18 protein-coding genes are annotated in these 19,445 nt (G+C 49.0%); all 18 read left to right on the top strand.

What is annotated here, in order from left to right; all coding sequences use genetic code 11:
• Positions 1–171 precede the first annotated feature (171 nt).
• On the top strand, positions 172–1,656 hold the full coding sequence (thrC, locus tag I2G42_RS01250) for a threonine synthase (RefSeq protein ID WP_117760348.1): 1,485 nt from the start codon (positions 172–174) through the stop codon (positions 1,654–1,656).
• A gap of 81 nt (positions 1,657–1,737) precedes the next feature.
• Positions 1,738–3,969, top strand: coding sequence for a cell wall hydrolase (locus I2G42_RS01245; RefSeq protein ID WP_117509029.1), 2,232 nt, complete (start codon positions 1,738–1,740; stop codon positions 3,967–3,969).
• Positions 3,970–4,004: 35 nt separating this feature from the next.
• Positions 4,005–5,054, top strand: a complete 1,050-nt coding sequence (cobT, locus tag I2G42_RS01240; RefSeq protein ID WP_117509028.1) for a nicotinate-nucleotide--dimethylbenzimidazole phosphoribosyltransferase — start codon at positions 4,005–4,007, stop codon at positions 5,052–5,054.
• A 17-nt stretch (positions 5,055–5,071) separates the two neighbouring features.
• Entirely contained in the window at positions 5,072–5,593 is a 522-nt protein-coding gene (locus I2G42_RS01235; protein WP_117509027.1) for a bifunctional adenosylcobinamide kinase/adenosylcobinamide-phosphate guanylyltransferase, read from the top strand.
• 1 nt (position 5,594) lies between these two features.
• Positions 5,595–6,371: an adenosylcobinamide-GDP ribazoletransferase gene (locus I2G42_RS01230; RefSeq protein ID WP_055226435.1), complete on the top strand. Its 777-nt coding sequence runs from the start codon at positions 5,595–5,597 to the stop codon at positions 6,369–6,371.
• Positions 6,368–6,775 (top strand): bifunctional adenosylcobinamide kinase/adenosylcobinamide-phosphate guanylyltransferase, encoded by a 408-nt coding sequence (locus I2G42_RS01225; protein ID WP_022462293.1) that lies wholly within the window; start codon positions 6,368–6,370, stop codon positions 6,773–6,775. Before I2G42_RS01230 ends, I2G42_RS01225 begins: the two co-directional genes overlap by 4 nt.
• Positions 6,768–7,364 carry a histidine phosphatase family protein gene (locus tag I2G42_RS01220; RefSeq protein WP_022462294.1) on the top strand — a complete coding sequence of 199 codons (597 nt, stop codon included), beginning with the start codon at positions 6,768–6,770 and terminating at the stop codon, positions 7,362–7,364. The genes I2G42_RS01225 and I2G42_RS01220 overlap by 8 nt, the downstream gene beginning before the upstream one ends.
• Positions 7,365–7,370: 6 nt before the next feature.
• Positions 7,371–8,240 carry an amidohydrolase family protein gene (locus tag I2G42_RS01215; RefSeq protein ID WP_207741833.1) on the top strand — a complete coding sequence of 290 codons (870 nt, stop codon included), beginning with the start codon at positions 7,371–7,373 and terminating at the stop codon, positions 8,238–8,240.
• A 116-nt stretch (positions 8,241–8,356) separates the two neighbouring features.
• On the top strand, positions 8,357–8,926 hold the full coding sequence (locus tag I2G42_RS01210) for a signal peptidase I (RefSeq protein ID WP_117760345.1): 570 nt from the start codon (positions 8,357–8,359) through the stop codon (positions 8,924–8,926).
• 44 nt (positions 8,927–8,970) lie between these two features.
• Positions 8,971–9,675, top strand: coding sequence for a SipW-dependent-type signal peptide-containing protein (locus tag I2G42_RS01205; protein WP_117760344.1), 705 nt, complete (start codon positions 8,971–8,973; stop codon positions 9,673–9,675).
• A gap of 22 nt (positions 9,676–9,697) precedes the next feature.
• Positions 9,698–10,231: a hypothetical protein gene (locus I2G42_RS01200; RefSeq protein WP_022462298.1), complete on the top strand. Its 534-nt coding sequence runs from the start codon at positions 9,698–9,700 to the stop codon at positions 10,229–10,231.
• Positions 10,228–11,400 carry a hypothetical protein gene (locus tag I2G42_RS01195; RefSeq protein ID WP_195530636.1) on the top strand — a complete coding sequence of 391 codons (1,173 nt, stop codon included), beginning with the start codon at positions 10,228–10,230 and terminating at the stop codon, positions 11,398–11,400. The genes I2G42_RS01200 and I2G42_RS01195 overlap by 4 nt, the downstream gene beginning before the upstream one ends.
• Positions 11,397–14,039 (top strand): SpaA isopeptide-forming pilin-related protein, encoded by a 2,643-nt coding sequence (locus I2G42_RS01190; RefSeq protein ID WP_195530635.1) that lies wholly within the window; start codon positions 11,397–11,399, stop codon positions 14,037–14,039. Before I2G42_RS01195 ends, I2G42_RS01190 begins: the two co-directional genes overlap by 4 nt.
• Positions 14,040–14,090: 51 nt before the next feature.
• Positions 14,091–14,924, top strand: a complete 834-nt coding sequence (locus I2G42_RS01185; protein ID WP_022462301.1) for a class B sortase — start codon at positions 14,091–14,093, stop codon at positions 14,922–14,924.
• A gap of 53 nt (positions 14,925–14,977) precedes the next feature.
• Positions 14,978–16,678 carry a MutS-related protein gene (locus I2G42_RS01180; RefSeq protein WP_022462302.1) on the top strand — a complete coding sequence of 567 codons (1,701 nt, stop codon included), beginning with the start codon at positions 14,978–14,980 and terminating at the stop codon, positions 16,676–16,678.
• 134 nt (positions 16,679–16,812) lie between these two features.
• Positions 16,813–17,985: a cobalt-precorrin-5B (C(1))-methyltransferase CbiD gene (gene cbiD / locus I2G42_RS01175; protein WP_055226415.1), complete on the top strand. Its 1,173-nt coding sequence runs from the start codon at positions 16,813–16,815 to the stop codon at positions 17,983–17,985.
• A 7-nt stretch (positions 17,986–17,992) separates the two neighbouring features.
• Positions 17,993–18,685, top strand: coding sequence for a precorrin-2 C(20)-methyltransferase (gene cobI, locus I2G42_RS01170; RefSeq protein ID WP_022462304.1), 693 nt, complete (start codon positions 17,993–17,995; stop codon positions 18,683–18,685).
• Positions 18,686–19,444, top strand: coding sequence for a precorrin-4 C(11)-methyltransferase (gene cobM / locus I2G42_RS01165; protein WP_022462305.1), 759 nt, complete (start codon positions 18,686–18,688; stop codon positions 19,442–19,444).
• The last annotated feature ends 1 nt before the right edge of the window (position 19,445 follow it).

The raw sequence follows: 19,445 nt of genomic DNA, 5'->3' as shown, positions 1-19,445 counted from the left end.
GGAAAATGGCTGTGCATTTTTGTGCACAGTCATTTTTTGTATATTTTTGTTGTTTTTTCATACTTCATCCATTATAATAAGAGGAAGCGTACAGGTAAAACTAATCTGAAACGTATCCGGCCGGGAGTTAGAGAGGCTCTGCCGGGAGTCAAAGTGAAGGAGAGAAAGAGCATGGAAGTATTATACAAAAGTACCAGAGGCAATGGAGAAACCGTAACTGCATCCCAGGCAATCTTAAAGGGTCTGTCCGACGACGGCGGATTATTTGTACCGACCTCCATTCCAGCACTGGATGTTCCCATGGAAAAACTTGCGGCTATGAGCTATCAGGAAGTGGCATACGAGGTAATGAGCCGTTTTCTTACCGACTTTACAGAAGATGAACTGAAAAACTGTATTGCAAACGCATACGATGCAAAATTTGACACAGAGGAAATTGCACCGCTGACAAAAGCAGACGGTGTTTACTATCTGGAGCTGTTCCACGGCGCAACGATCGCGTTCAAGGACATGGCACTTTCCATTCTGCCGCATCTGATGACGACCGCCGCAAAGAAAAACGGCGTGAAAAATGAGATCGTTATCTTAACTGCTACATCTGGAGATACCGGAAAAGCAGCAATGGCAGGCTTTGCAGATGTGCCGGGCACCAGAATTATTGTATTTTACCCGAAGAACGGCGTAAGCCCGATTCAGGAAAAACAGATGGTAACACAGAAGGGCAAAAATACCCACGTTGTTGCCATCCACGGAAACTTCGACGACGCACAGACCGGCGTGAAGAAAATGTTTAACGACAAAGAGCTTGGAAAAGAGCTGGCAGATAAAGGTTTCCAGTTCAGCTCTGCAAACTCGATCAACATCGGAAGACTCGTTCCGCAGGTCGTCTACTACGTATATGCTTACGCAAACCTGGTGAAAAACGGAGAGATTGCAGACGGAGAAAAGATCAATGTAACCGTTCCGACCGGAAACTTCGGAAATATTCTCGCTGCATTCTATGCAAAACAGATGGGACTGCCGATCGCAAAACTGATCTGCGCTTCCAATGAGAACAAAGTTCTGTTTGACTTCTTCCGCACCGGCGTTTACGACAGAAACAGAGACTTTATTCTGACAACATCACCGTCCATGGATATCCTGATCTCGAGCAATCTGGAGCGTCTGATCTACCGCATCGCCGGAAACAGCGAAGCAGCAGACCGCGAGCTGATGCAGGATCTTGCAAAGGACGGAAAATATGAGATCACCGATGCGATGAAAAAAGAGCTGGCAGACTTCTACGGCAATTATGCATCCGAACAGGAGACAGCAGACGCGATTGCAAAACTGTACAGCGATACCGGATATGTGATTGATACCCATACCGCGGTTGCAGCGGCTGTATACGGAAAATACCGCGAGGAAACCTATGACGAAACTAAGACCGTCATCGCATCTACCGCAAGCCCGTATAAATTTACAAGCAGCGTTCTTGCAGCGATTGCACCGGAGTATGACACCCTTCCAGTACTGGAGCAGGTAGACAAGCTGTCTGCACTTGCCAATACCGAGATTCCGCGTGCGATCGAAGAAATCCGTACTGCACCGGTGCTTCATACGACAGAGTGTGATGTAGATCAGATGCCGGAGACTGTTCGGGCGTTTTTGAAATAAGATAAAGCAGGAGCAGAATTTTAAAACAGGCAGAGCACACAGCAGGCTTTGCCTGTTTTTGCAGGGAGAGAAGAATAAATAATGAAAAATAAAGTAATCAGGGGAGTACTGGCGGCAACCTGCGTGACAACCGCTGTCAGTGCTGCGAACGTATTTGGAGCAGGCACAGAGCAGAGTCTGGTAAATGAGGCTTCTGCTGTTACACAGGAAGAAACAGAAGAAACATCGGAGGCGGAAACCACAGACGAAAATACGCCGGAGATGACAGAAACGGAGACGCCGGATTCGACAGCGGAAAATGCCGCCTCGGATCTTCCGGCGGCAGAAGTACAGAGCGGAAATCCCGAAGAGACGGCGGTATCCGTGCAGGCTGGAAGCTATTACCCATGGGTGAATGAGAACGGGATCTGGTATTTTAAGGATCCGGATGGTACCATTGTCAAAGGAGCCTGGAGAGAGTACGACAAGAACCGTTACTACCTGAATAATGACGGAAAAATGGCGGTCGGCTGGAAAAAACTTGATGGAGCCTGGTATTATTTCCAAAGCTGGGGCGGTGTTTACCGGGATGCCTTTTACACCGTGAAAAATGTACCGTATTATTCTGATGCGGACGGAAAAATGGCGACCGGCTGGAAACTGATCGATGATGTGTATTATTATTTTGATGATCAGGGCGCGATGTACCGGAATCGTTTTTTTGAGTATGACAAGAATACGTATTATGTTGATGCGGATGGAAAAATGGCATCCGGGTTCGAACAGATTGACGGGATCTGGTATTACTTCCGAAGCTGGGGCGGCATGGCACAAAACACCTTTCTGACGCATAAAAATAATATTTATCATGTTGATACGGATGGAAAGATGACGACCGGCTGGCTGCTGCAGGATGGAACCTGGTATTATTTCCGAAGCTGGGGCGGCATGTACCGCAGCACCTTTTTCAAAGCACCGACAGGAAGTGCACTTTACTATGCCGATGAGAACGGAAAGATGGCTGTCGGAAAAAAACAGATCGACGGTGACTGGTACTATTTCAAGGACTGGGGCGGCATGTATCAGAATGCATTCATCAAAAACGGAACGAGTGTCTGCCATGCGGCTGCAGATGGAAAACTGACCGTCGGCTGGCTGCAGCAGGGCAGTACATATTACTATTTTGATGAAACCGGAGAGCAGTATTTTGACCGCTTTTTTGAATATGACAACAATACATATCGTGTGAATGCAGATGGAAAGATGGTAACCGGCTGGCAGAAAATCAATGGTACGTATTATTATTTCCGGGGCTGGGGCGGCATGTACCGTAGTACCTTTTTCCAGCTTGGCGGTGAAACGTATTATGCCGATGCGGATGGAAAGATGGTGACGGGCTGGCTTTCGAAAGAGAACCAGTGGTATTACTTCCGGGAAAATGGTGCGATGTACCGCAATACCTTCTTTACGCATTTAAACAACAGTTACTATGCCGATGCCAACGGCGTGATGGTGACGGGAGAGCGGACTATTAACGGCGCTTCCTATTACTTTAAAGACTGGGGAGGCATGGCAAAGAACCAGTGGCTCAATGCACAGAAACGGATGGTAAGCGGTGATCCGCAGACGGGCTGGTATTACTTTGGAAGCGACGGAAAGATGGTAAAATCGTATTACGCTCTGCTGAAAAAGAACAGCAGCAACTGGTACTACAGCTTTGACGAAAACGGAGTGTGCATTCTCGGCTCGAGCCAGTATGTGCGTGCAAAGGACAGCGTAAGCGGAAAATATTATACGATGGAGCATCAGTATTACACGGATCCGTCTGTGAGTGACCGTGATTTCTTTGCGGCTATCTGCAGTGCGGAGGCGGGTGTCCAGAGAAAAACAGGTATGACGGCAGTTGCGATGGTCATCCGGAACCGGATGGCGGCACAGAATATTTCGCTCCGCACCGCGATTTATAAACAGCAGCAGTTTGAACCGGCGCGGAACGGAAGTCTGACAAACTATCTGACGGGAATTGCGGAGCAGAGCAGTTCGATTATCAATCAGCTGAAAAATAATGGAGCCTACGGTGCAGTGGATGAATCCCAGTCGATCATGGATGCATATCTGAAGAACGGCACAAAGCGTGTGATCCCGGGCTTTGGCGATACGAGAGATGATTTTGATTATCTATATTTCATGACTCCGAAAGCATTTAAAAATCTGAATATGGATAAAGAAAAATGTGTGACATATACATACACCTATAAATGGACAACTTCCAGCGGAACAGCGCGGGAAGATTCCCATATTTTCTTTGTGAACTGGGTGAAAAAACAGAGCTGATCGGACGTCATATCGAAAGAAGGGGCGAACAAAAGATGACATTACAGGAAACAATCGAACAGATCCATCCGCTTTCGAAAGAGGCGATGGATCGTGCCAAGGCTCACTGGGACGGCATTGCAAAGCCGCTCCACAGCCTCGGAAAGCTGGAGGACGTGCTCATCCAGATTGCCGGAATCACCGGAAAAGAGGAGATTTCGATTGAAAAAAGAGCACTTCTGACGTTCTGTGCGGACAATGGCGTTGTGGAAGAAAACGTGACGCAGAGCGGTCAGGAAGTGACAGCGACAGTTGCGGAAAATTTTCTGCAGGAGAAGGCGACAGCAGCCATTCTCTGCCGCGGTGCGCATGCGGATCTGTTTCCGATTGATATCGGAATGGCGCGCGATACGAAGGTTCCGCGGTATAAAGTTGCGTATGGAACAAAAAATATGGCAAAAGGCCCGGCGATGACAAGGGAAGAGGCCGTTCGTGCGCTTGAAACAGGAATCGCCGTGGCGGAAGAAAAAATTGCGGCGGGCTATCAGCTGATGGCAACCGGTGAGATGGGCATTGGAAATACGACGACGAGCAGTGCAATGGCAGCCGTTTTCCTGAATCAGCCGGTTCCGGAACTGACGGGACGGGGCGCCGGGCTTTCGAGTGAAGGTCTTGCGCGGAAAATTGCAGCGATTGAAAAAGCGATTGCCATCAATCAGCCGGATCCGTCCGATCCCATCGATGTGCTGGCAAAGGTCGGCGGTTTTGACATTGCCGGCATGGCGGGTGTCTTTCTTGCAGGGGCCGCACATGGCGTTCCGGTTGTGATGGACGGCTTTATTTCCTGTGTGGCAGCGCTTCTTGCTGCACGGATTGCACCGTTTGCAAAGGACTATATGATTGCTTCGCACGTATCGAAGGAGCCGGCGGCGCATCTGCTGCTTGCAGAGCTTGGAAAAGAAGCCTTTCTGCACTGCGATATGTGTCTGGGCGAGGGAACGGGCGCCATCATGATTTTCCCGATTCTGGATCAGGCAAATGCCGTATACCGCGGCATGGCGACATTTGACGAGGCACAGATCGAAACGTATGTGCCGCTGACTTAAAAAAGGCAGGTGAAACGATGATACATCTGGTTACAGGCGGCAGCGGCAGCGGAAAATCGGCGTATGCGGAGCAGTGTATTCTGGATTTTGGCGGAACACGGAGGGTTTATATCGCAACGATGCAGCCGTTCGGTGCGGAAGGGCAGGCGCGTATTGCACGCCACCGGAAGATGCGCGCGGCAAAGAAGTTTTCGACGATTGAGTGTTATACGAATTTAAAAGAAGTGGAGCTGGAACCGGGAAGCGATGTGCTGCTCGAATGTATGTCGAATCTCACGGCAAATGAAATATTTGATCCATCCGGGGCGGGAAAAGCGCGGACGGAGGAGGAAATTCTTGCGGGCGTTTCCCGTCTGGCCAATCAGGCGCGGAATCTGGTTCTGGTGACGAATGAAATTTTTTCGGACGGATACCGATATGAGGAGGAGACGATGGAATACCAGCGGATCCTGGGAAACATTAATGTACGTCTGGCAGAGATGGCGGACTGTGTGACCGAGGTTGTGTATGGGATTCCCGTCAGAATAAAAAAAGAATAAGATGAAAACGATATGGAATAATTTTAAAGTGGCGTTTGCCATGTACTCGAAAATCCCGATGCCGCCGGCAGACTGGGAAAAAGAGAACATGAAATATGCGTTGTGTTTCTTTCCGTGGGTCGGACTGGCTGTCGGTGCAGTTTCGGCGGTGCTTTTCTGGCTGCTGCAGCAGATTGGCGCGGGAAGCATGCTGCGGGCTGCAGTGCTGACGGCAGTTCCGGTTCTGGTGACGGGCGGCATTCACCTCGACGGCTATCTGGATACGATGGATGCGTTAAGTTCCTGGAGAGAAAAACAGCGCCGACTGGAAATCTTAAAAGACCCGCACGCCGGAGCATTTGCGATTATTATGGGATGTCTGTATTTTGTACTGTACGCGGGCGCAGCCGGAGAACTTGTCTGGAAGATTTTTCCGGCGTATGCATTTGGCTTCGCAGTTTCGAGATCGTTCAGCGGTCTTTCGATCGCGTTTTTTCCAAATGCCAATCCGAAAGGAACAGCGGCAGCGTTTGGCATGAGCGCAGAGAAAAAAAGAACGGCGGCGGTGCTTGTTGTGACGATTTTTGCCGTGACGGCGCTCTCAGCTTCGTTCTGCGTCTGGGCGGCACTGGATGTACTGGTTGTATCGGCACTGGTATTCTGTTATTATAAATGGAAAAGCAGTAAGTATTTTGGAGGAATTACAGGAGATCTCGCAGGCTATTTCCTTTCGCTCTGTGAGCTGGCACAGCTCCTGTCTCTTGTGGTACTTTCTCTTGGAATGGAGAACTGGAAATGAAATTAGTAATTGGAGGGGCTTTTCAGGGAAAGCTTGACTTTGCAAAGAAGATGACCGGAAAAGAAACAGGATGGGCCGATGGGGCAGCAGTTTCGAAAGAGGAGCTGTCGGCATGTTCCGGCGTATATGATTTTCAGGAACTGGTCCGCAGATGGCTCCTTCTGGAAGAGGAGACCGGGACTGCACCGGAAGCAGAACTGGAAGAACTGCTGCAGAAAAATCCGGAAATCTGCATTGTTACGAATGAACTCGGTTACGGAGTGGTTCCGATCGAACCCTTCGACCGGAAATGGCGGGAAAAGACGGGGCGCATCTGTACGGAGCTGGCAGCAAAGGCTGATTCGGTAACCCGTGTGGTGTGCGGAATCGGAATCCTGCTGAAAGGTGAGGAAAAACATGATTAAAATTGCAATGATCCGCCATGGAAAAACCTATGGCAATACATTAGGACGGTATATCGGCGTGACGGATGAACCACTGTGTGAGGAAGGGAAAAAAGAGCTGGAACAGCGGACGATGGATACCGTTGAGCTTCTGTTCGTCAGCCCGCTGAAACGGTGTCTGGAAACGGCAGACATTCTGTATCCGTACGCCAAACAGGTCAAAATCCCGGAATTTGCAGAGTGCAATTTTGGTGAGTTTGAGAACAAAAATTATCAGGAATTAAAAGATAATCCGAAATACCAGGAGTGGATTGATTCCATGGCGACGCTTGCCTTTCCGGGCGGTGAGAGCCCGCAGCAGTTCAAGGACCGCTGCATCGCCGGCTTTGACAAGATGGTGGATACGTGTATCCGCCGCCATTACCGTAACGTGGCGATGGTGGTGCACGGAGGCACGATCATGAGTATCCTTGAGCAGTACGGCGTGCCACAGAAGAGTTACTATGACTGGCGAGTAGAAAACGGCTGTGGATATCATCTGTATCTCTCGGAGCAGAACTGGAAAATGGGCCGCAGAGAAGCTGTGGTGGAATCGGAGATAAGGCGGTAAACAAAAATGGTGACAGCAGAATGCCATGCCCATATTTTTATGGACGGTGTGGATTACAAAAAGGCGGCGGCAGCGCATGAAAACGGCCCGCGGGAGGATCTGATCCGGGAACATCTGGCGGCGTATCAGAAGGCAGGGATTTCCTATGTGCGTGACGGCGGAGATCCGTACGGGGCGGGTGTTCTTGCACGGAGCCTTGCGCCGGAGTACGGGATCACATACCGCACACCGGTTTTTGCGATTCACAGGGCGGGCCGTTATGGAAAAATTGTCGGACGCGCATTTTCAGACGGGAAAGAGTATTGCGCGCTTGTGCGTGAAGTACGCCGTGCGGGCGGAGATTTTATCAAGATCATGACGACGGGAATCCTGGATTTCGCGACAAAGGGGCATGTGACCAGTGAGCCGCTTTCCAGGGAAGAGGTTTTTGCAATGACAGCTGCGGCGCATGATGCGGGGCTTTCTGTGATGGCGCATGTGAACGGCGCACAGGCTGTGATGGATGCGGCAGAGGCAGGCGTGGACTCGGTTGAGCACGGGAACTTTCAGAATGAAGAGAGCATCTGCTGTATGGCAGAGCATGCAACAATCTGGGTGCCGACAATTGTGACGGTTTCGAATCTTCTGGAGAACGGCAGATATCCGGCTGAAACGCTGGCGTGGATTTTTGAGACGCAGAAAAAAGGTCTGCAGCTCGCATTTGAAAAGGACGTTGTGCTTGCGGCGGGAAGTGATGCCGGCGCATACGGCGTACTTCACGGAAAAGGAATCCGGGAAGAAGAGAGTGTAATGCGAAAAATCCTTGGGGCAGAAAATGGGCAGGAGCTGGAAAAGCGGCTTGCGTTTGGAGAAAAAAAGATCCGGGAAAAGTTCTGAAAATTTTCTGCGTTTCAGGCTTTAGAAAAAATTTAGAATTAAACGGGCAGACAATGCTTGCGCTTTCGCCCGGACTATGGTAAGTTTAAATCACTTTTACAAGAACTTTAGAGAAAATGAAACAGGGATATTCTGAGACAGAGGGTAAATGCTATCCTCTGTTTTTTGCGTGCAAAAATGACAGTCTGGATGTCCGCATCGACGGAAGGGAGCAAATGAAAGCAAAAGGAAAACTGGGGCTGCAGGGCTTTCTTTCCTTCCTTTTTCTGGCGGCGGGATGGTATCTGATGCAGTATTTCTGCGCCTATGTCGTACTGTCCGGGTCCATGGAACCGGAGATCCCGACGGGATCTGTTGTGGTTGTGGATGGACGGAAGAAGGAATGGAATCCGGGGGATGTGATTACCTACCGGAGAGGAAATATGGTGGTGACACACCGGATCGTGGAAAAGAGCGAGGAAGGATACTGTACTAAGGGGGATGCCAACGCGGAGGAAGATGCAGGCATCGTTTTGGAAAAACAGGTGATCGGGAATGTGATCGTAGCTCTTCCCTGGCTTGGCTTTGGTATCGTCTGGCTCCGGCAGAGAGGAACACTCTTTTTTCTGGCCGTGGGAGCGGTGATGCTTTTTACAATCCGGCAGCTTTGGCACGGTAGAAAAATCATGCAGGAAAACAAGTTATAAAAAGAATTAGCAAAATTATTTAGGAAAACAGGAGGAATTGATCTATGAAAAAACAGCGGAAAATCGTATTCTGGGCAGCATCACTGCTTCTGACAGGAGCCCTGGCAGCGGGCGGAACACTGGCGTATCTGACGGATAAGGATTCTGTGACGAACCAGTTTGTTGTGGGAAAAGTAGATATCGAAGGAAATGAACCATCGTACGCACCAGATCCGGACGGAAAGACCAATCATATCGTGCCGACCCAGGTGATTCCGAAGGACCCGCGTATCAAAAATAAAGGTAAAAATGATTCTTACGTTTATATGGATGTTTCCATACCAATCGCAAAAGTGATCGTTGCAGATACATCCGGAAACCGTTTAAACGGCGGGGCAGCCGTCGATACGGAACTGTTTTCGATGAATCAGCTTTCGAAAAAATGGGTGCTGATGTACAAGAAAAAACAGAACAATTCGATGGTATATACATATCTCTACAATGAAGTGCTCGCAGCTGGCAAAGCGACGGATCCTTTATTTACGAGCGTGACAGCAGCTAATATCGTGGAAGGGCAGCTGGATGAAAAAGAGGTCGATATTCCGATCAATTATTATGCAATCCAGGCGCTGAATACCGGTGAGGGAAGTACGGCTGCCGAGCGGGCAGCAAAGGCCTGGGAGAAGTATGTAAATCAGAATAATGGGCAGAAGGGGCAGGTAACGGCACCGCAGTCGGAGCCGGAACAGACAGAAGCACCTGGAATTTAAGCAGTTTTCTGGGGGACAAAAGATGAAGAAAAAGACGAAACGGCTGTTTTTCCTTGCGGGTGCGGCCGGGTGTACGATGGCGGCAGCCATTTGGCTGCTGCCGGGAACTTCGGCGTATTTTACAGATCACGAGAGTGTCTGGAATCGTATGGTGTTCGGACATAATACAAGTACTATCGATGAAGAATTTCCGACACCGACGCCCGTACCGCCAGGGAAAAGTGTGGTAAAGAGAGTAAAAATCAGAAATGAAGGTTCCGTTGCCTGCTATATTCGAGCGGCACTTATATTCAGTGAACCAATTGAAGCGATTGAGGGACTTGATACGGAAAACTGGGTAAAAGGAGAAGATGACTACTATTATTACAAAAAACCGGTTTCAGAAGGCGAAAGCACGACGGAATTGTTTACCGGAATCCGCGTTGCAAAAGAAATGGAACAGAAAGAACTTGAGGTTTCGGTCTATGAGGAATCGGTGCAGATCCAGAAGGGGAATATGGTATTTCACGGCTATCGGGAGGCATGGGATGCTTATGAGAGAGGTGGTCAGACATGAAAGGAAAACGCGTCAGGATCGGATGTGCGGCGGCAAGTCTTCTGATGGGAATCAGCGGAACGTATGCATATTACCGGAGCAGTGTTGAGACCATTAACAAAATAGCTGTCGGAGATGTAAATATTGGAATCTGGGAATATGAGGAAGACGGGGATGGAGAAAAGAAGTATGAGGGACCGGAAAACGGCATTGTACTGCCTTCCCAGGTGATTTCAAAAATTCCGCGGATCACCAATTATGCTGAACCATGCTATGTCCGGGTAAAGCCTGTGTTTGATGAGGAAGAAACGCAGGATTACCGTCTGGGGGAAGAGGACCTTGGGGGAATCGAGGACGTCTGGCTGAAAGCAGGAGAGTATTATTATTATCCCAAAGTGCTGGGAAAGCAGGAATCTGTCGATTTTTTCCGTACAATCACCATTCCATCTGCGTGGACCAGTGAGGCGGAGGGACAGGTGCTGTCCGTTGAAATCCAGGCGGAGGCCGTACAGGCAGCGAATGTGATGCCGGATTTTACGGCAGAAGCTCCGTGGGGAGAAGAACTGGAAATTGAACAGTGTGTCCACGAGGCGGATAATACCGTTTCGGAGGTTTCGCAGCAGAGCTTCCTCACCGTTTCGTACGAAGGAGCAGCGCGGAATCTGATCTTGGCACCCGACAATTTCTTTCGGAACTTTCCAGTGCTGATGCCGGGAGATGAATGGGAAGATACGTTCACACTGGTGAACACGACAGCAAGCCGTGCAGAATTTTTTCTGCGGACGGAACTTCCGGAAGAACTCAGTGAAACAGAAAAAGAACTGCTTTCCAAGGTGAAACTGGAAATACGAGAGGGAGACAGCGTGATTTATGAAGGTGATTTAGAGAGTGAGGGACTATGGGCAGCAAAAAGTCTTGGAATATGCAGTCCAGATGAACGGAAAGAAATCTGTTTTTCAATCCGTGTGCCGTCAGAACTTGGAAATGAATGGGCACTTCGGAAAAGCGGGGTAAAATGGATTTTTTCTGTCGAAGGAGAAGATCTGCCGCAGGAAGAAGGCCCCTCTATCTGGCACAGCGCGCCAAAAACAGGTCTGCGCGATCCGTCAGCAGCGGTCCCCATTGGAATTGCCGTGACAGGAGCCTTCCTGTTTCTTGCCGCGGGCCGGTCTGAAAGGAGGAAAGAATGAAAAGAGCAAAGAAAAGCTTCTGGTTTCTCGCAGGAATTCTGCTGTTGTTGGGATTTTGTTTTCGGGAAGATGTTCTGGCTTCGAGTCTTACGAGTCTTCCTTCTCTTTCGAAAGCCGGAATCGGAGAAGTTGTATCATCGGACTCTGTTATTGACGGCCGATATGATTTTACCCCGCTGATCGGAAGTGAGACAAAAATCCGTTTTGGAAGTACAGATGGAAGTACCTGGGACAATCTGTTCTGCAAAAACGGAGAGAGCCATTCGAAATGCTGTTCCACATGGTGGCCGGCGGCCGATGTGAAGGGATGGAGTAATCTCCGTTCCTTCACGCCGCTGGAGTCGAAAAAAGGAAAAATGTATGCGGAATATACGAATGTTGGAGAGTGCCACGGGGAAAATATAACGATGCGGATCTGGCTGGAAGACTGGCAGAACACGGTTGTACCATCAGGGTATGAGGACGTGGATGCGGTAGTCGTGGCGATTGACCACAATAAGCCGGTCATTGATATTAAAGGTCTGCTCTGGATCAAGGTACGGTTTGCTTATTACGACAGTAAAGGAAATCCGCTGAATGTGAAAGGGTATTTTACACTTTCAGATCTGGACTTTAAGCAGGGCTTTTATCTGGCTGATGAGACAGAACATATCTATCTGACGAAGGAGGCAGATGCCAGAATCGTCTACGATGCCAGAACAGAAGCGATCTGGTCGGCAAGACGCGGCTCTGAGCCGGACGGTGGAACAACTCCAGAAAATTCGGAAGGCTGGGTTACAGTTACCTTTGAAGGAAATTCCCAGACGATGATTTTCTATGATGGAGGCACTAACGACGCGGTAACTGGTCCCGGCGGCGGAGTGAAAGCACCGAAAAAATGGCCGGATAATTTTGTAAACGATACTTCCAGTACGTACAACAACTGGCATGGAGCATCCCGGGAAACGGGAATAACTGTTGTGCCGTGGAATACTTCGGAATTTGGTTACACAGCGAACGTTCCCTGTCATCTGTCGAAAGTAGGAGATCTTGTAGTGAAAAAAATGGATGCAGAGACAAAAGAAGCTATTTCGGGTGCAGAATTTACCGTGTACCGCTGGAAAAACAACACCTGGAGTGAATTCAAAAAGATGAACTGGGTGAAAAAAACGGGTTCTTATCTGTTGGAGGGAATTCTGGATACAGACAGTGAAAATGGAAAATTCCGTGTTGTGGAGACAAAGAATCCAGCTGGTTATGCAGGAAGCTGGGAGCAGGAATTTTCCATTGACAAGGAAGGCATGCAGACGATCCATCTGGAGGCAGAAAACACAAGAAAAACAGGCTCACTGAAGATAAAAAAGACGGAAGAAAACTCAGGGAAAGCACTTTCTGGTGCAACATATCAGGTGATTGCGAGCGGAGCAATTACAACGGTAAACGGAACAGTGCTGTTTCCGGATCAGGCGGTAGCAGCTGTGCTGAAAACGGATGAAAATGGAGAGGCGTTCAAAGACGGGCTGGAGTACGGAACGTATCTTGTGCGGGAAACGGCGGCTCCAAATGGATATGTGCTGGATCCGACGGAAAAGAAAATAACGATCGGGGAACAAAACGCACAGATCACACTGACGTTTACAAACTGGAAGAACCGTTTTGTTCTGCAGAAAGTAAGTCAGGGAGACGGAAAAGTGCTTCAGGGAGCAGCCTTTCATATCTGGACGAAAGATGGAAGTTTTGATGAGACAAAAAAGACGGATGCAAATGGAAAAATTGAGCTGACGGGACTTTTGGACGGTGTCTGGTACTATCAGGAGACAGCATCTCCGGAGGGCTATCTGCTGGACAGCACATGCCGGGAATTTGTGGTAGAAAACGGAAAAATTGACGGTAAATCGGAACTGTCGGTGACGGTCGAAAATGATGGAACACATCTGACAATTGAAAAAATAGATGCAGAGAGCGGAAAACGAATTTCCGGCGCAAAGCTGGTATTAAAAGATATGGATGGAAACCGTGTGGACAGCTGGATTTCAGGAGGAAGCGGCCCGCATGAACTGGAAAAATTAAAGCCGGGTTCTTATGTCATTGTGGAGGAGGCCGCGCCGGATGGATACCTTGCGGCAGAACCGGTTTCGTTTGTGCTGGAGGCAAAACAGGAAGTGCAGACCGTGACGATGAAGGATCTTGCATGTGAAACCTTGACGATTACAAAGAAGATCAAGGCGGATGAGATTACATGGGCGCATGGAAATCCAACGTTTCTGTTTTCCGTGAAGGGAAAGGATCTGTATGGAAAAGAGCATACATACCAATGCTATCTTACGTTTACAAAAACACAGGTGGAGAAAACGACAGATCAGGACGGCTACACGGAACAGTCGGTACAGATCCGGGGAATTCCGGCAGGAAACGATTACCGGGTACAGGAGAAGAAGGTGCTGCGGTATTCGCTTATGCAGGTGACAGGTACGAAGAATGTTACCGTGAAAAAACTAGAAGAGCCGGCATATGGAAAAGATCCTGCGCGCGTCTTTTCGGTATCGGTAAATCTTTGCGGACATCCCAAAGAAAGTGAGGTTGTATTTGAAAATCAGAAATACCGCTGGGATGATTATGGACACAACAGTATTGTAAAAAACCGGATTCCGGTTGAATAACAAAACGGAAAAACATTCCACCATCGGTTCGGGTGGTGGAATGAAAACAAAATGGAGAGAGAAAAAATCAGCAGAAAAAGAAGAGGGATTGCAGTTCTGACATTGGCGGCGCTTTTTTTCTGGTATCTGCCGCAGATTCAGGTAAACCGGCAGATTCGAAAAGAACAGGAAGAAGCGGTGGAGATGTATGTCAGAGAAGAAAAAGAAGAGAACAAAGAGGAAAACGAAAAAAGCGAAGAAGTGCAGGAGCAGGAACCGGGCAGTACAGATCAAAATCTGTTTCGGACAATTGATTTTGCAGGACTTCGATCAAAAAATAGAGAAATCTGCGCGTGGCTCTGGATTCCGGGCTGCGCCTTAGATGTTCCGGTTGCGCACGGGCAGGATAACGCATATTATCTGACACACGATGCGTTTTGCAGGGAGCGGATTTACGGCAGTATTTTTGCACCGTGTGATACACCGGAGGATTTTTCTGAACGTCACACGATTTTATATGGGCATAATATGCGGGATGGAACGATGTTCGGAGGATTGAAAAAGTATCGTGAGGCGTCGTGGGAACAGGAATTTCCGTATCTGTACCTGTATTTGCCGGGTGAAGCATGGCAGTGCCGTATTTGGAGTGTGGAGGAGACGGATGCCAAAAGTGATGTTTACCGGCTGGGAGCATGGAGCGATGCGGACTGGAATGCATGGGTACAGGAAAGAAAGGAAAACAGCATTATCTTTGGCAGCGGTGAGGAAAAGGAAGTTCAAAAGATACTTACCCTTTCCACCTGCATTGGTGACGGCAGCAGTTCACAGAGACTGGCTGTACATGCGGCGGTGGAGATGGTTTTTGCAACAAAATCTGGAAGGGAAGAGGGTTCTGTGCTAGAATAAGACAGAATCAAAAGATTTATGATACAGAGCAGGAAAAAGGATGGCGATAAGACATGAAAGAACTGTACACGACGGCAGGAATTTTTGTGGTTCTGATACTGCTGGGAGTTTGGATGGTACAGAATAACAGAAATGAACAGGAAAAGAAGCTGGTACAACTGCGGAAGAAATGGGGAAAAAAGCAGGAGAAACGGACGGCACGGGAAAAGAAAGAAAAACTGGAAGCGTGTCTGAGACGAAAAGCAGGGGAAAGCTTCTGCGTGGACGCGATTACCTGGAATGACCTGGATCTCGATGCGGTTTTTGACACAGTTGACCACACAGTGTCGGTGTGCGGGGAAGAATATCTGTACACGGCGCTTCGGATGCCGGTCACAACAACAGAAATCAGGGAAGAGCGGGAACGGCTGATGAAGCTTTTTGCAGAGAACCAAAAAGCCAGAGAAGCAGTGCAGAAAGCACTTCTTTTGATGGGAAAAGAAAAGATGAATCCGCCGACAGAAGAAATAGCCGTACTGATGGAGGCGGAGCCGGGAGAGAAGGGGAAATATCTTCTGATGGCCGGTATTGCTGTGCTTGGAATTGGACTGCTGTTTGTACTGCCTCCGCTGGGTGTGGCTGTTCTGTTTGCTTCTATGGTCGGCAACGGACTGATGCATGGAAGGGAGAGCAAAAAGCTGGAGAGTGCATTAAAAGCGTTTGGCTGTATCCTGCGGCTGCAGCGGACAGCCAGGGAACTTGGAAAAGAAAAAATTTCCGGATTGGAAATGTATCAGAAGCGTCTGGAAGAACAGGAAAAACAACTCCGTCCGATTACAAGAAAATGCAGAACACTTGTGAATACGAAAGAATCGCAGGGCGGTGCAGCAAACATGATTTTTGCATACTTTCACACGTTCTTTCTGCTGGATCTGATCGAGTATTCTTCGGTTGTTTCCGGAGTGAAATCGTATGAAAAAGCGATTCTGCAGATGGCAGAGGATCTTGGACTCCTGGACTTTGCACTGTCTGCAGCATCGTACCGGGAGAGCCTTTCGTATTACTGCCGGCCGGAATTCCTGGATGAGAAAAAGGCGGGCTGTCGGATCGATGCGGAGGAGCTTTATCATCCGCTTCTGACACATCCGGTGGCAAACAGTCTGTATGCGGAGGGCGGAATTCTGCTGACCGGCTCGAATGCGTCGGGAAAATCCACATTTATGAAAAACATGGCAGTGAATGCGATTCTGGCACAGGCACTGAACACGAGTCTTTCGAAGCGGTATCGCGGTGTTGTGTGCCGGATCATGACATCCATGGCACTCCGCGATAATCTGGCACAGGGAGAGAGTTACTTTGTTGTGGAAGTAAAATCTTTAAAACGGATTCTGGAGGCAAGCCGTGAAAAAACACCGCTTCTGTGCGTCATTGATGAGGTGCTGCGGGGAACAAACACGACGGAGCGGATTGCAGCGTCAGAGAGTGTGCTTGCTGCCCTGCGCCGTGCAAATGTGCTCTGTCTTGCAGCAACACATGATACTGAACTGACGTATCTGCTGGAAGATCTCTACACCAATTATCATTTTGAAGAGCAGATTACCGCGCAGAGTATTTCCTTCCCGTATCGCCTGGAACAGGGGCCGGCAAGAGGAAAGAATGCGATTGCGCTGCTTGGAAATATGGGAATTGATGAAAAAATTGTAAAACAGGCAGAAAGAAGAGCCGCGGAGTTTGAAACAACAGGAAGCTGGGAAAAGAATAAGTTTCTGAGATAGAAAAACAGCCGGGAAAAATTGATCTTTTTTGAAAAAATATGCGAAAATGGTTCAGCATTTTTTCATTGTGTGTTATGATAAAACAGATAGCGTGATCCGGCAGAAAAACCGCCGGATCTGTTAAGGAGAAAAACATGAGCAGGACAGGCTTAGAAGATGCATATATTATGCGCGGCAGCAAGAAACTCCGCATGGGATATACGACGGGTTCCTGCGCTGCAGCGGCAGCGCGGGGAGCGGCGTTTATGCTGCTTTCCGGGAAAGAAATACAGGAAGTGAAAATCCATACGCCAAAGGGCATTGTTCTGAATCTGGAATTGCTGGATATCCGGAGAAGTGCCGAAAAAGTAAGCTGTGCCGTCCGAAAAGACGGCGGGGATGATCCGGATGTGACAGATAAAGCATTGATTTACGCGGAAGTGACGTTTGGAACAGAAGAGGGAATTGTAATCGATGGAGGATTCGGCGTCGGGCGTGTGACAAAGCCGGGGCTGGATCAGCCGGTCGGAAACGCGGCGATCAACCATGTACCGCGCCAGATGATCCGCGAGAATGTGGAGGAGATTCAGAAAAAACTCGATGATTTCCGCGCACTGCAGGTTATCATCTCCGTACCGGAAGGGGAAGAACTGGCAAAGCATACATTCAATCCGAGACTTGGCATCACCGGCGGCATTTCAATCCTTGGAACGAGCGGGATTGTAGTGCCGATGAGCGAGGAGGCGCTGATTTCCACGATCCGCGTCGAGATGGAAATGCGGAAAGCACAGGGTGACCGCGTCCTTCTGGTAACACCGGGAAATTACGGACAGGACTTCTTAAAAACGTATCCGTGGGTCCGTGCAGACCATTCCGTTAAGTGCAGTAATTACGTCGGAAAAACACTGGAATTTGCAGCTGAGCTCGGCTTTGACGCCATCCTTTTTGTGGCACATCTTGGAAAATTTGTCAAGGTGTCCGGCGGAATTATGAATACCCATTCCCACGAGGCAGACTGCCGTGCGGAGCTTCTTACGGCGCAGGCGGTGCGTGCAGGGGCGGATCTTGCACTGGCAAAAAAACTGCTGGAGACCGGAACGACGGAAGAAGCGGTGCAGATTTTAAAGGAAGCAGGATGCCTGAAAGAGACCATGGAAAAAGTGACAGAAAAAATTGCTTTTTACATGAATTACCATATTGAGGGCAGAGTGCAGACGGAGGCGATTGTTTTTTCAAGCAATGAGGGCCTGCTCGGGGAAACCCCGGGAGCGGGAGAACTTCTGGAGCGCCTGCGGGAGCAGGAAGAAAAAGAAAACAGAAAAGAGTAAAAACAAAATGACAGGAATTTTATTTGGAACAGGAATCGGACCGGGAGACCCGGAGCTTATGACGTTAAAGGCCGTCCGTCTGATCCGGGAAAATGATACGATTGCAGTACCAGGAGAGAAACCGGAAGAGAGCATTGCCTACCAGATTGCTGTTCAGGCAGTGCCGGAACTGGCAGAAAAAGAGCTCGTTGCTATTCCAATGCCGATGACAAAGAATGCCAAAGAACTGGAGGAAAATCACCGGCGCGGTGCAGAAAAAATAGAGGAGCTGCTGGATGCAGGAAAAAACGTAGTATTTCTGACACTCGGAGATCCAACTGTGTATTCTACCTACCTTTATGTACACAGACGGGTACTGGAAGACGGTTACGATGCGAGAATTGTAAGCGGTGTTACATCGTTCTGCGCGGCAGCAGCATCTCTTTCCGAGGGACTGGTGGAAAATTCCGAAGAACTGCATGTGATTCCGGCGTCTTACCAGATTGAAGATGCACTGGAACTTTCAGGAACAAAGGTTCTGATGAAAGCGGGTAAAAAGATGCCGGCTGTGAAACAGTTCCTGAAGGAAAAGAACTGCCGGGCGGTGATGGTAGAAAACTGCGGCATGGATACGGAACAGAAGTATTTCAGCGCGGAAGAAATCCCGGACCAGGCAAGTTACTATTCACTGATTATTGTAAAAGAAAAGAGGAAAAAATAGATGGTACATTTTATTGGAGCGGGCCCTGGAGCCCCGGATCTGATTACGGTAAGAGGACAGAAGCTGCTTGGTGAGGCGGACATTATCATTTATGCAGGTTCTCTTGTCAATCCGGCACTGCTGGATCTGAAAAAAGAGGGCTGTGTGGTATATAACAGTGCAACCATGACGCTGGAGCAGGTGATTGATGTTATGAAAGAGGCCGAAAGCAAAGGCCAGACTGTGGCAAGACTCCACACGGGAGATCCGTGCCTGTACGGTGCAATCCGCGAACAGATTGATGCGCTCGATGCCCTTGGAATCGCTCACGATGACTGTCCGGGTGTCAGCTCTTTCTGCGGAGCGGCTGCTGCCCTTGAAATGGAATATACGCTGCCGGATATCTCCCAGAGTGTTGTCATCACCAGAATGGCCGGAAGAACACCGGTTCCGGAGCGGGAGAGCATTGCGTCTTTTGCGGCACATCAGGCAACGATGGTTGTATTCTTAAGCACGGGACTCTTAGAGGAACTTTCCCGTGAGCTGATTGCAGGCGGCTATACGGCAGATACTCCGGCAGCGATCGTTTACAAAGCAACCTGGCCGGAGGAGAAGACGTTCGTCTGCACCGTTGGAACACTTGCCGAGACGGCGAAAAAGAACCAGATCACCAAGACAGCGCTGATGATCATCGGAAATGCCGTTTCCCAGGGAAATTACCGCAGAAGTGATCTGTACAATCCGGCGTTTACCACCGAATTCCGAGAGGCAGAAAAATAAG

It is taken from the genome of Fusicatenibacter saccharivorans (assembly GCF_015557635.1).
Classification (GTDB): Bacteria; Bacillota; Clostridia; order Lachnospirales; family Lachnospiraceae; genus Fusicatenibacter; species Fusicatenibacter saccharivorans.
Note: the sequence above shows the minus strand (reverse complement) of the source record. Positions and strands in the feature narration are given on the sequence as shown.

Coding starts and splice junctions, on each gene's coding strand:
- thrC (WP_117760348.1), top strand. CDS start 172: ATGGAAGTATTATACAAAAGTACCAGAGGCAATGGAGAAACCGTAACT.
- I2G42_RS01245 (WP_117509029.1), top strand. CDS start 1,738: ATGAAAAATAAAGTAATCAGGGGAGTACTGGCGGCAACCTGCGTGACA.
- cobT (WP_117509028.1), top strand. CDS start 4,005: ATGACATTACAGGAAACAATCGAACAGATCCATCCGCTTTCGAAAGAG.
- I2G42_RS01235 (WP_117509027.1), top strand. CDS start 5,072: ATGATACATCTGGTTACAGGCGGCAGCGGCAGCGGAAAATCGGCGTAT.
- I2G42_RS01230 (WP_055226435.1), top strand. CDS start 5,595: ATGAAAACGATATGGAATAATTTTAAAGTGGCGTTTGCCATGTACTCG.
- I2G42_RS01225 (WP_022462293.1), top strand. CDS start 6,368: ATGAAATTAGTAATTGGAGGGGCTTTTCAGGGAAAGCTTGACTTTGCA.
- I2G42_RS01220 (WP_022462294.1), top strand. CDS start 6,768: ATGATTAAAATTGCAATGATCCGCCATGGAAAAACCTATGGCAATACA.
- I2G42_RS01215 (WP_207741833.1), top strand. CDS start 7,371: ATGGTGACAGCAGAATGCCATGCCCATATTTTTATGGACGGTGTGGAT.
- I2G42_RS01210 (WP_117760345.1), top strand. CDS start 8,357: ATGAAACAGGGATATTCTGAGACAGAGGGTAAATGCTATCCTCTGTTT.
- I2G42_RS01205 (WP_117760344.1), top strand. CDS start 8,971: ATGAAAAAACAGCGGAAAATCGTATTCTGGGCAGCATCACTGCTTCTG.
- I2G42_RS01200 (WP_022462298.1), top strand. CDS start 9,698: ATGAAGAAAAAGACGAAACGGCTGTTTTTCCTTGCGGGTGCGGCCGGG.
- I2G42_RS01195 (WP_195530636.1), top strand. CDS start 10,228: ATGAAAGGAAAACGCGTCAGGATCGGATGTGCGGCGGCAAGTCTTCTG.
- I2G42_RS01190 (WP_195530635.1), top strand. CDS start 11,397: ATGAAAAGAGCAAAGAAAAGCTTCTGGTTTCTCGCAGGAATTCTGCTG.
- I2G42_RS01185 (WP_022462301.1), top strand. CDS start 14,091: ATGGAGAGAGAAAAAATCAGCAGAAAAAGAAGAGGGATTGCAGTTCTG.
- I2G42_RS01180 (WP_022462302.1), top strand. CDS start 14,978: ATGAAAGAACTGTACACGACGGCAGGAATTTTTGTGGTTCTGATACTG.
- cbiD (WP_055226415.1), top strand. CDS start 16,813: ATGAGCAGGACAGGCTTAGAAGATGCATATATTATGCGCGGCAGCAAG.
- cobI (WP_022462304.1), top strand. CDS start 17,993: ATGACAGGAATTTTATTTGGAACAGGAATCGGACCGGGAGACCCGGAG.
- cobM (WP_022462305.1), top strand. CDS start 18,686: ATGGTACATTTTATTGGAGCGGGCCCTGGAGCCCCGGATCTGATTACG.